12 protein-coding genes and 1 pseudogene are annotated in these 10,130 nt (G+C 47.5%); 11 read left to right on the forward strand and 2 right to left on the reverse strand.

Annotated elements, in window-relative coordinates; all coding sequences use genetic code 11:
* The first annotated feature begins 22 nt into the window (after window positions 1-22).
* The 11 genes from JGK36_RS08620 to JGK36_RS08670 all read left to right on the forward strand — a co-directional run bounded on the left by JGK36_RS08620 (window position 23) and on the right by JGK36_RS08670 (window position 8,903).
* Complete coding sequence (locus JGK36_RS08620; RefSeq protein WP_293185411.1) at window positions 23-478, forward strand: DMT family transporter; 456 nt, start codon at window positions 23-25, stop codon at window positions 476-478.
* Between the two features lie 202 nt (window positions 479-680).
* Entirely contained in the window at window positions 681-1,268 is a 588-nt protein-coding gene (locus JGK36_RS08625) for a cytochrome b/b6 domain-containing protein (RefSeq protein ID WP_293185409.1), read from the forward strand.
* A 10-nt stretch (window positions 1,269-1,278) separates the two neighbouring features.
* A complete protein-coding gene (locus JGK36_RS08630) occupies window positions 1,279-1,866 on the forward strand; it encodes an isochorismatase family protein (protein WP_293185408.1) in 588 nt (195 codons plus the stop codon).
* A 2-nt stretch (window positions 1,867-1,868) separates the two neighbouring features.
* Entirely contained in the window at window positions 1,869-3,665 is a 1,797-nt protein-coding gene (locus JGK36_RS08635) for an iron uptake porin (protein ID WP_293196713.1), read from the forward strand.
* A 12-nt stretch (window positions 3,666-3,677) separates the two neighbouring features.
* Complete coding sequence (locus tag JGK36_RS08640) at window positions 3,678-3,839, forward strand: hypothetical protein (protein WP_293185406.1); 162 nt, start codon at window positions 3,678-3,680, stop codon at window positions 3,837-3,839.
* A 295-nt stretch (window positions 3,840-4,134) separates the two neighbouring features.
* On the forward strand, window positions 4,135-5,526 hold the full coding sequence (locus tag JGK36_RS08645) for a transposase (RefSeq protein ID WP_293185405.1): 1,392 nt from the start codon (window positions 4,135-4,137) through the stop codon (window positions 5,524-5,526).
* 3 nt (window positions 5,527-5,529) lie between these two features.
* Window positions 5,530-6,006 carry a hypothetical protein gene (locus JGK36_RS08650; protein WP_293185404.1) on the forward strand — a complete coding sequence of 159 codons (477 nt, stop codon included), beginning with the start codon at window positions 5,530-5,532 and terminating at the stop codon, window positions 6,004-6,006.
* A gap of 370 nt (window positions 6,007-6,376) precedes the next feature.
* A complete protein-coding gene (gene acpP / locus JGK36_RS08655) occupies window positions 6,377-6,631 on the forward strand; it encodes an acyl carrier protein (RefSeq protein ID WP_293185403.1) in 255 nt (84 codons plus the stop codon).
* Window positions 6,632-6,728: 97 nt separating this feature from the next.
* Window positions 6,729-7,982, forward strand: a complete 1,254-nt coding sequence (gene fabF, locus JGK36_RS08660) for a beta-ketoacyl-ACP synthase II (RefSeq protein WP_293185402.1) — start codon at window positions 6,729-6,731, stop codon at window positions 7,980-7,982.
* Between the two features lie 301 nt (window positions 7,983-8,283).
* Window positions 8,284-8,649, forward strand: a complete 366-nt coding sequence (locus JGK36_RS08665; RefSeq protein WP_293196714.1) for a papain fold toxin domain-containing protein — start codon at window positions 8,284-8,286, stop codon at window positions 8,647-8,649.
* Window positions 8,650-8,675: 26 nt separating this feature from the next.
* The gene (locus tag JGK36_RS08670; protein ID WP_293185399.1) at window positions 8,676-8,903 is read left to right on the forward strand and encodes a hypothetical protein; all 228 of its coding nucleotides are present in this window, start codon (window positions 8,676-8,678) and stop codon (window positions 8,901-8,903) included.
* A gap of 4 nt (window positions 8,904-8,907) precedes the next feature.
* On the opposite strand, the gene JGK36_RS08675 is transcribed toward JGK36_RS08670, so the two are convergent.
* The gene (locus JGK36_RS08675) at window positions 8,908-9,789 is read right to left on the reverse strand and encodes an IS66 family transposase (RefSeq protein ID WP_367120248.1); all 882 of its coding nucleotides are present in this window, start codon (window positions 9,787-9,789) and stop codon (window positions 8,908-8,910) included.
* Window positions 9,777-10,130, reverse strand: a pseudogene (locus tag JGK36_RS08680) (hypothetical protein); the annotation flags it as partial. The pseudogene JGK36_RS08680 and the gene JGK36_RS08675, both read right to left, overlap by 13 nt.

The following is a 10,130-nucleotide window of genomic DNA, read 5'->3' on the forward strand; positions in this document are numbered from 1 at the left end:
ACATAGCTGTGCAATGCTGGATATGAACGGACGCACTATTTTTCTTTTAGCTGCACTCGCAGGCGGGGCTGTTCTTCCGGTGCAAGTGGCGCTCAATACGCTGTTGCGTCGCTATGTGGGAGAACCCATGCAGGTAACGTTTATTTCCTACCTAGCTGGTGCTCTCGCATCGCTAGTTGTCTGCTTCATCGCTCAGTATCCGCTGCCGACTGCTGCGGCTCTGGGACAAACCTCTTGGTGGATGTGGGTAGGTGGCTGTTTAGGCACGTTCTATGTCTGGTCAACCATTTTCGCAACCCCAAAGATTGGTGCTGCCCTTGCTCTGGGACTGACGATTGCCGGTCAGATGATCGCCGCACTGTTTCTAGATCATTATGGCGCGATCGGACTGACTCGGCTTGAGGCGACTCCCACTCGAATTACTGGCGTTGTTCTGGTGATATTAGGTGTTTCGTTAGTTGCTTACGTCAAACGATGATAATCAATCAGTCAGCGTCATCAGCCACAGACTTACTCAAATTATTTACTAGGAAGTGGATAAGATGCCTTTAAATATCAGAGAGTGGGATTGTCCTAAGTGCGATACACATCACGATGCATTTTTGGCATCGGATGCAGCGCGATGGGTTAATGGGCAAACGATTCAAGTTAATGGTGGCATTCTGTAAGAGGCATTCAGCATGAGTTCACTTCAAAACGCAACCGTCAAAAAGCCAAGGCTCAATTCTGCTTTCCAACGATTGATGTCCGTTCATTGGTGGATGGCAGGCTGCTATCTGATTCTATTTGTCGGTGGCACGTTCATGGCGCGGTTGCCTAGAACTCCGGTTCGAGGATTGCTTTATGACTTTCATAAGTCGATCGGTGTCCTGACAATGGCATTGCTCACCTGGCGGATTTTGACGCTGATTCAGGTGATGTGGAAGAAATACGCGAAGCGATGGCCAAAGTTCTCGCAGCAATGGTGGAGAAATTTTGCATTGCACGCATTGATGTATGTGTTCATGTGGGCAGTCCCGATCGCAGGTTTTTTCTTTTCTAATTCTTTTCGATCGAACAACGTCAAATTTTTCGGGCTGCTGCTGCCAGATTTGTTTCCGCAAAATGATGCAATGGTCGATTTGGGTCGATCGCTCCATTTTTGGCTGGCTTATACCTTTCTCGCTTTTATTGCAGTGCATCTGATTTTTCAGTGGAAAGTAGCAAAAGCCAATTGGCGGCGATTGACAGGCTTCTTGAAAACTAGGAAAGCAACAAAGGAAACTTAAGAGACTTACCATGAACTATTGTGAAAAACTAACTCGCGATAATTGCGTTGTGGTTTTGGTTGACTTCCTAGACGGATTTTTGCCAGGACTGAAGACTATCAATCACGACTTACTCCGAAAGAATGCAGAAGCCTTTACTCGCCTGTCAAATATCTTCGATATTCCAACAATTATGCTGGGAGAAGAAGGCGGATTTCGAGGCAAGTTCTTTTCGGAAGTCGTTGCCCATGCCGATCGTGCGATTCGGATCGAGCGTCATACACCGAGTGCTTGGGATGAACCCACGTTTCGGGATAAATTAGCTGCGATCGGGCGTAAGAAAGTTCTGCTAGGTGGAATTTCTCTAGATATCTGCACGCTGCAACTGACACTCGATTTACTGGAAGCAGGTTACGAAGCTTATGTCGTGGTAGATGTTTCTGGATCTGATACGCAGTTGAATGAAACAGCAGCGCTTCTACGCATGACTCAAGCAGGAGCCGTTATGGTGTCTTGGGCATCGGTTGCTTCAGAAATCATGAAAGACTGGGAAACGCCAGAAGGCCCAGCGGTTGGGCAGCTTTACCAGGAACTGAGCTACTGGGGCAATCGGCTGTAGAAATGAAGCAATTAGGACTTTACAAAGTGTTGGCTTTGGGCTTGGGACTTTGGATAGATTGCTGCTATACCCTAGCTCAGACAGCTTCCGCTGATTCTGCGATCTCAACGAACTTACAGCCAGAAATCATTCCGTCGGTCGATCGACTTGCAGAGGTGCTTCCATCTGCCGCTGATTCTGTGGATTCAACGAACTTGCAGCCAGAAATCATTCCGTCGGTCGATCGACTTGCAGATGTACTTCCATCTTCCGCTGATTCTGTGGACTCAACGAACTTGCAGCCAGAAATCATTCCGTCGGTCGATCGACTTGCAGAGGTGCTTCCATCTGCCGCTGATTCTGTTGATTCAACGAACTTGCAACCAGAAATCATTCCATCGGTCGATCGACTTGCAGATGTACTTCCATCCAGTTGGGCATTTTCAGCAGTGCGATCGCTCGTCGAAAAATACGGCTGCATTGCTGGTGATTCAGAAAAACGGTTTAGAGGCGAACAAGCACTTTCTCGTCAAGAATTCGCAGTAGCGCTGAATGCTTGCTTAGAACGGATCAACACGATCGATGGGTTAACTCGCGACGATTTGATGGCTGTAGAACGTCTTCAGCAAGCATTTACGACTGAGTTAACTGCTTTACGCGATCGAGTTGAGGGTCTAGAAACTGAAGCGAACAGATTGGAATCTCAGCAATTTTCAACGACGACGAAACTATCAGGACAAGCAATTTTTGCAGTCAATGCAGGCGGATTTAGTGGAGATCGAGTGATTAGTCCTAGAGGTGCGATCGTCACGCGCGATCGACCGAATCCGACCGCTTTGTACCGCTTCAGTCTGGATCTAAATACCAGTTTCAAAGGTACTGACTTACTAAAACTTCGCCTACTGGCTGGGAGTCCTGGAACTAACGATAATGCGGCTGGATTTCTAGAACCGAATCTAGGGAGTACCTTAGATTTCGCGATTCCTGGCACAACGCAAATATCTCTTTCTCGTTTATACTATAGTTTTGCTCCTACTAAGGATCTCAGCGTGACTGTCGGGGCAAGAATGGTCGCGGGTGATTTTGTTGATAAAAATCGATTCGCGAACGTTAACTTTCGAGATTTTTCGACTCAATCCCTCATCAACAATTTTGTTCTGTTACCTAGGCCGGGAGGTGCGGGCGCTGCGATCGACTGGAAGCCGAATCAAGGTGCTTTAAGGCTGCGTGCAATTTACATTGCTAGTAGTGCCGAAGAGAATTTGCCCGAAAATCGAAGCTTCTTTGGCGGTGGCAGTCCTGGAGATATTCGGCTTTTTCCGATCGCAGGAGGCGGCGCAAGAGGCGGATTGTTTGGCGATCCCTACATGGGCGTTGTGGAACTAGAATATGCACCGACAAGCTCCTTCTCGGCCCGCTTGCAGTACAGCGGCGGAGAAGTTCTTGGCAGCAATTTTCAGTCTGTTGGCGCAAACTTTGATTGGGCAATCACATCACGGCTTGGCATCTTTGGGCGCTATGGTTACGCTTCCTATCCTGATACGACGATCGGGGATATTCGCCCTAGTTATTGGTCTGCTGGCGTTTCTCTTCAGAATTTGTTTGTCACAGGTGATTTAGCTGGATTGGGTGTCGTTCAGCCTTTCATTTTGACAGAGGTAGGAAACGCAACACAAACAAATATTGAAGCGTTCTACAACTTTCCGCTAGCCAACAATATTCGGATTACTCCATTGATTCAAATCATTACTCATCCAGCCAATCAAAACAGCAATGGCACGATCGTGACTGGAACACTCCGCACCGTTTTTACCTTTTAGCATTTACATTCTATGAAAGAACATTCCGCACCTGCTGTCGTGGCGATCGCGCGTCGCGTTAAACCAGGCTATGAAGCCGACTTCGAGGCAGCCGTCCGAGGTGTCACCCTAGCAGCCAGTACATTTCCGGGCTATTTAGCTAGAGCAGCAGGAGCCTCACGCCATAATCTTTGATTTGGCGCGAGAGGAATGCGCGTGAGTCGAGGAGTGGTGTCTGACCAAATTGGCGTAGCCAACAGGAAAGACATCGACGACGAGACGAACAAACTACCGCTCTGGCAATGAACGAATAAACTCTCGGATGACATCGGTTTTATTGCGCTTCACCCGCTTACAGTGGTTTTATTGCGCTTCACCCGCTTACAGTAATTATCTAGAATTTTCTTCTCTGTTTTTGGCAGTCTAATATTGATGGAATCGTCATATTTCATGGCTTGCACCGCAAGGCAATATCAATTACAATAATGACATGAAATACACCTACCAGTACAAAGCACTTCCCACAACTGAACAGAAGCTAGAGCTTAATCTCTGGTTGCGGACTTGCCAGTATTGGTACAACCGTCAACTAGGAGATAGGTTTGACTGGTGGGAATGTAATCGCTCTTATGTCAACGCTTGCCCTTTGATCTGCCACTTGCCTGAGCTACGGGATCAGCCCAACTATTACAGTCAGAAAAAATACCTGCCTGACATCAAAACAGATCTAGTTACGGTCGGTTGGTCATCTGAGTTGTTGGACTTCTCACGGGTTCCGGCTAACACGTTGCAGGAGGTTTGTAAGCGAGTTGATAAGGCGTTTGAACGATTTATTGCAGGTGACAGTACTGGCAAACGGAGTGGTAAACCTCGCTTCAAGTCTGCTGACCGATTTCGCTCCATGGTGTTTGAGGGTGCTGGAGTCGAATTGCATTCTTGTTCGTTAGGTGGCAAATATCTGTTCGTCAAGATACCTAAGCTGAGACTGCTAAAAGTGCGGATGCACAGAGATCTTCCAGATGGCGCAATCTTGAAGCAGGTGCAACCGATCGAAAAGGCAGATAGTTGGTATGTCAACCTGCGACTAGAAGATCCAACTGTGCCTATCAAATCTGATGGGGTCGATCTGAACTGGGATACTGCTTTGGGTATGGATGCAGTTTTGCATGAAGATGACTACCTGGCGACCTCTGAGGGTGAAAAATTGCCATCTCTGAAGTCGTTTCGCAAGTCTGAGAAGCGGTTGGCTAAAGTGTCTCATCGCAAGGCGGCTAAGAAAAAAGGAAGTCGTTCCCGTCGCAAGTTGGCTCATCGTGAAGCTAGAGAACATCAACGCATTGCGAGGGCTAGACGCGACCATGCCTTCAAAACCGCTCACAAGGTTGTGAGGACGGGTAAAACAGTATTCTTTCACGAGAATCTCAACCTGAAAGGGCTGAGCAAGCGCAATGGCGCAAAACAAGATGAGCAGGGAAAGTACCTGCCGAACGGGCAATCGGCTAAGTCTGGACTAAACAAGTCCTGGAACGATGCCGCGTTTGGGCAATTCTTCACAATCCTGGAATACATAGCTGCAAAAGCTGGAGCCGTCGTGATTGGAGTGAACCCCGCCTACACATCCCAACTACTTGCATATCGTGATGAGTTCATCTTCACCGATTGCAGCATTCGAGAGTATTGGGATGAGGTAGAAAATATGAGGGTTGATAGGGACATCAACGCCGCTATCAATATCAAAAGAGTCGGGCTGGGCGAGTTCCCGACTATAAATCGCCGTAGAGGGAAAGTTGTTGTGGGCCGTTCTACAACTGATAGTACCTCGAAGGAAGTTCTCTCTACTCTCCGGAGTCTGGAGAAGCCCACACTATATGCAAAGCATTAGTGTGTGGAGTCGTCACGCGGCGAAGTTCTCTACCCCAACAATCGAGGCGGTGAATGGCAACTAATTATGCGATTCGACACGCTGATTCATTTACAGGAATGGGAAAACTCTCCAATTTGCCAAGGTTGGATTGCACTGGCAGATGCCCTCACAGAAACGCCCAGAGTATCGCGAGTGAATGGATTAGAAGCTTGGTTTGCTTTACCTGAAATGCCGAATGTTGCGCCACCGCCAAAATGGAAAACTGCGATCGTCAGCGCGATCGGTATTTATCCAATGATTTCTCTGATGCCCATTCTGTTGAAACCAATCACAAACGGACTCCCTACTTGGCTAGTAACCCTTGTCAGCATTGCAATCATGATGCCGTTGATGACTTGGGTCGTCATGCCTCAGATAACACGGTTGTTCAAGCTCTGGCTTTATCCTCCGATGGCAAAGCATTCAGCCCATCAATCATCTAATTCAAACCCAAATTAAAGGAGCCTCTGGCAATTAGGCCGATCGAAAATTCAGCGTGAATTATTGATAATCGATTCGTCTGCATTACCGCCCTGATCGACCTACACCGCGGCCTCGACCGTAAGGGCCTAGTGATGCAGAATCGCGCAACATAACGTAGGGGAGAGGGGAATGGGGAGAAAGAGAGGGAGTCAGAGGGATGACTCAAGAGCTTCGGAAATTCATCACTCCATCACCCCATCACCCATCACCCATCACCCATCACCCATCACCCCATCACCCCATCACCCCACACCAAGGGTCAGTTAGAAAAGCGGCAAGCCTTCCTCTTGCAGATCCCCCTTTCGGATAAGATTAGATACGCAGCAACCAATGAGGACACGATGTTATGAGTCAAGACGACATTTTTGCTAGAGTCAAGAAAATTGTGGCCGATCAACTAGAAGTCGATCCCACCGAAGTCAAGCCCGAAGCCAACTTTGCTAACGATTTAGGAGCAGATTCCCTAGATACAGTAGAGCTGGTAATGGCATTGGAAGAAGAGTTTGATATTGAAATTCCCGACGAAGCAGCCGAAGCAATTACCACGGTTCAAGCTTCTGTAGATTTCATCAGCAGCAAACTTGCAGCTCCAAAAGCATAAAATACCTGTCTTTTCCCCTAAGAGGAGAGAAGTTAAAAAACTAACAACTCCTCTTTTGTTCTGCGTTCTGGGTGTTTAATTTTTTGAAACTGAAATCATGACAAATTTAGAGCGTAAGCGCGTTGTTATCACGGGTCTCGGCGCGATTACACCGATCGGCAATACCTTGTCTGAATATTGGGACGGGTTGCTGGCCGGGAAGAATGGCATCGGCCCGATCACCTTGTTCGATGCGTCGCGGCACGACTGCCGGATTGCTGGAGAGGTGAAGGGTTACGACCCTCACGAGTATTTAGAGCGCAAGGAAGCAAAGCGGATGGATCGCTTTGCTCAATTTGGGGTATCAGCGAGCAAACAAGCTCTGGCTGATGCGAAGTTTGAGATTAACGACCTGAACGCAGAACAGGTGGGTGTCATTCTTGGCACCGGCATTGGCGGGCTGAAGGTTTTAGAAGACCAGCAAGAAATTTATCTGACTCGCGGCCCCGATCGATGCAGCCCGTTTATGATTCCGATGATGATTGCGAATATGGCCGCAGGCCTGACGGCGATTCAAACGGGCGCCAAGGGGCCGAACTCTTGCACGGTGACAGCCTGCGCTGCCGGCTCAAACGCTGTGGGCGATGCGTTTCGCCTAGTTCAGGGCGGTTATGCCCAAGCCATGATTTGCGGCGGTACCGAAGCGGCGGTAACTCCTTTGTGCGTGGCGGGTTTTGCTGCGGCGAGGGCGCTTTCGACTCGCAATGATGACCCGACTCATGCTTGCCGTCCGTTCGATCGCGATCGTGATGGTTTTGTCGTCGGCGAAGGTGCTGGGATTCTGCTTTTAGAAGAAATGGAACACGCTTTGGCACGAGGCGCCAGGATTTACGCCGAAATCGTCGGCTACGGTTTAACCTGCGATGCGTACCACATGACATCCCCAGTACCGGGGGGCGAAGGTGCATCGCGGGCGATCGCTTTAGCCCTCAAGGATGCGGGTTTGACGCCGGATCGAGTGAGCTATATCAACGCTCACGGCACGAGCACGCTTCCCAACGATTCTACGGAAACCAAGGCAATTAAGAAGGTTTTGGGAGAAAGCGCTTACAAAGTAGCAATTAGTTCTACCAAGTCCATGACAGGCCATCTTTTGGGCGGTTCCGGGGGAATTGAGGCGGTGGCGACGGTAATGGCGATCGCCAACGATAAAGTCCCGCCGACAATCAATCTAGAAAATCCCGATCCTGAGTGCGATTTAGATTATGTTCCCCATACAAGTCGCGATCTAAAAGTTGATGTGGCACTGTCCAATTCCTTTGGGTTTGGCGGCCACAACGTGACACTGGCATTCAAGAAGTTTGTTCCGTAACCCGAAATCGGAAAGTCGCAAGTTAGAAGGTGAAAAACTAATTTTTCACCTTCTAATTTTTTTAGGTGAATTTTTAGGTTGGGTACACTGCGACTAAGGAATGAAAATTTAATAACTTACACGCTCGATGATTGTTGTGGGATGGGCGTCCCGCCCGTCCTTTCTGCACGGGCTCTCCCGCCCATCCCACAAATTACCGGGTTTTTTACCGAATCTGCGGGCTACAGCGAATATTTTTCGTAAAAAACCCGGTTTCTGGCCATCGATGCGTAAGTCATCAATTTGTTGGTTGTGGTGGGATATGAGTGAGATTACTGCTGAGCAAATACTGCAAATCAAGGCTATTGTCGATCGCCATGAAAACTTTAAATGTGTTGAGTGCGCCACCAATCTCAAAGATTACTTGACAAGTCAAGGAATTCCTGGAAAGCGCATAAAACTGTACACTGGATTCGGCAGAGGCAGGAACAGTGGCATTTATGATGATAGCGTACCGAGAGATGCTATTTCAGAAAATGGTCGCCACGAAGGAATCGGTATTGTTATCAACAATATAGAGACTATTTTTGATAACCATCACCCGGATGGACTTACTAAAGAGCAATGGATGACAAATCTGCAATTTCACGGTAAGCTATTCAATGATTTACAGTTTATAGTAATATAAGAAGACTTTTAATAGGAGACTTTTTTATGGTGGTCGAAGTTAATGTTAATAAACTAGATGTTAAAAATGAATACTTTTTTGATTTACTCCAAAGAATCAAACAAAGACCGGGTATGTATTTGGGCAAGTGTTCAATTACCCGCCTGCGCGCGTTTTTAAATGGATATGAGATGGCGAGAGCGGAACTTGGATTGCCCGACACAGAACAACAACAACAACTTGATGGATTTCAAGAGTGGATACAAGAAAGGTAATTGCTCAACTAGGGGAAAAAATGGAGCCATCAGTAGAGAGAGCTTGTTGAATAGATTGATAAGCAGTTAAACCCTGACGCTTGCCAGTATTGACAACGGAACGAACGGCAGCAAACAAATCTCTGCCCCATTCCGAACGAAATCCATTAGTCACACGGCGAAATATCACACTCATCCTAATCGCCTGTTCACTACTATTATTTGTTGGTGGAATCGCCGCATCTTCCAGAAATAGAAATAAATTGTCAATTAGCCCACCATAGCGTTTTCGTAACCGGATACCATCCGGATGATGTGGCGCTAAACTCAAAATCCCGGTTAATCTTTCCTGTAAATTGTCTCGATATCGATTGAGTCTGGCATCGTCGATTTTTGATCGTCGTCGATGGATGATAAAAGCTCTTAATAATAACCTCTTCATCGCTGGGGCAAAAATTCTGTCTCCAGCATCAATCGCATATTGGCAATCCCGTAATTGATGAGCCAAACACACTTGCCATTGTGGTGCGGGATGATTTTTTTGAGCGCTAAATAAATCTGACACCCAGATATCGGGACGATGTTCTGCGAGAACTTCGTTAATTACCCCAGTCCCTCGACTCGGACGGATGACGTGTAAACAAACATCCTGGTTCTGAAACACCCACTCCCACTGATTCTGTCCGTTAACTCTCGCACTCGTTTCATCTGAACAAATTAATTTTGCCCGCCGCAACCGTTGTAGTATTTGACTTACTTGGTCGTCTAAACTGGTTTTGACTTTTGCCAACAGGTTTGCGATTGCTCCTTCGGATATCTTGAGTCCAAAGACTTCTCCAAATATAGACGATAGCCGTTCGTAACTGATGGCATGAGTGTAACGGAGATATGTAACTAAGCTTTGAATTGAACTGCCAAACGGTGAACCTGGTCAGGTGCAACATACTTGGTTTGACAGCACGCACACTGACCACCATAACGTTCACGGAGGGTGATAATGGGGCGAATTGGGGGTAGTTCGATTTTTTCGTAGACGGATTGCAATTTTTGGGTGGCGGCGGTGACTTTCTCTCCACACTGGGGACAATTTTTGAGTTGGGCGATGATTGTTTGGTCGGGATGAGGATGTAGTTCTCTTCCCCCTCCCGCTCTTCCTAGGCTTTTTTGTCTTTTGCTCCCCTCTATTTTCGAGGGCTTAATGTTGGGCTTGAATCCTTTGGACGGTGGAGTGCTGGAATTTTTGCTCGT

This window comes from Microcoleus sp. PH2017_35_SFW_U_B, from assembly GCF_020737865.1.
Taxonomy (GTDB): Bacteria; Cyanobacteriota; Cyanobacteriia; order Cyanobacteriales; family Microcoleaceae; genus Microcoleus.

Bases quoted from the DNA above. Each gene is read 5' to 3' on its own strand.
- JGK36_RS08620 (WP_293185411.1), top strand. From the start codon at position 23: ATGAACGGACGCACTATTTTTCTTTTAGCTGCACTCGCAGGCGGGGCT.
- JGK36_RS08625 (WP_293185409.1), top strand. From the start codon at position 681: ATGAGTTCACTTCAAAACGCAACCGTCAAAAAGCCAAGGCTCAATTCT.
- JGK36_RS08630 (WP_293185408.1), top strand. From the start codon at position 1,279: ATGAACTATTGTGAAAAACTAACTCGCGATAATTGCGTTGTGGTTTTG.
- JGK36_RS08635 (WP_293196713.1), top strand. From the start codon at position 1,869: ATGAAGCAATTAGGACTTTACAAAGTGTTGGCTTTGGGCTTGGGACTT.
- JGK36_RS08640 (WP_293185406.1), top strand. From the start codon at position 3,678: ATGAAAGAACATTCCGCACCTGCTGTCGTGGCGATCGCGCGTCGCGTT.
- JGK36_RS08645 (WP_293185405.1), top strand. From the start codon at position 4,135: ATGAAATACACCTACCAGTACAAAGCACTTCCCACAACTGAACAGAAG.
- acpP (WP_293185403.1), top strand. From the start codon at position 6,377: ATGAGTCAAGACGACATTTTTGCTAGAGTCAAGAAAATTGTGGCCGAT.
- fabF (WP_293185402.1), top strand. From the start codon at position 6,729: ATGACAAATTTAGAGCGTAAGCGCGTTGTTATCACGGGTCTCGGCGCG.
- JGK36_RS08665 (WP_293196714.1), top strand. From the start codon at position 8,284: ATGAGTGAGATTACTGCTGAGCAAATACTGCAAATCAAGGCTATTGTC.
- JGK36_RS08670 (WP_293185399.1), top strand. From the start codon at position 8,676: ATGGTGGTCGAAGTTAATGTTAATAAACTAGATGTTAAAAATGAATAC.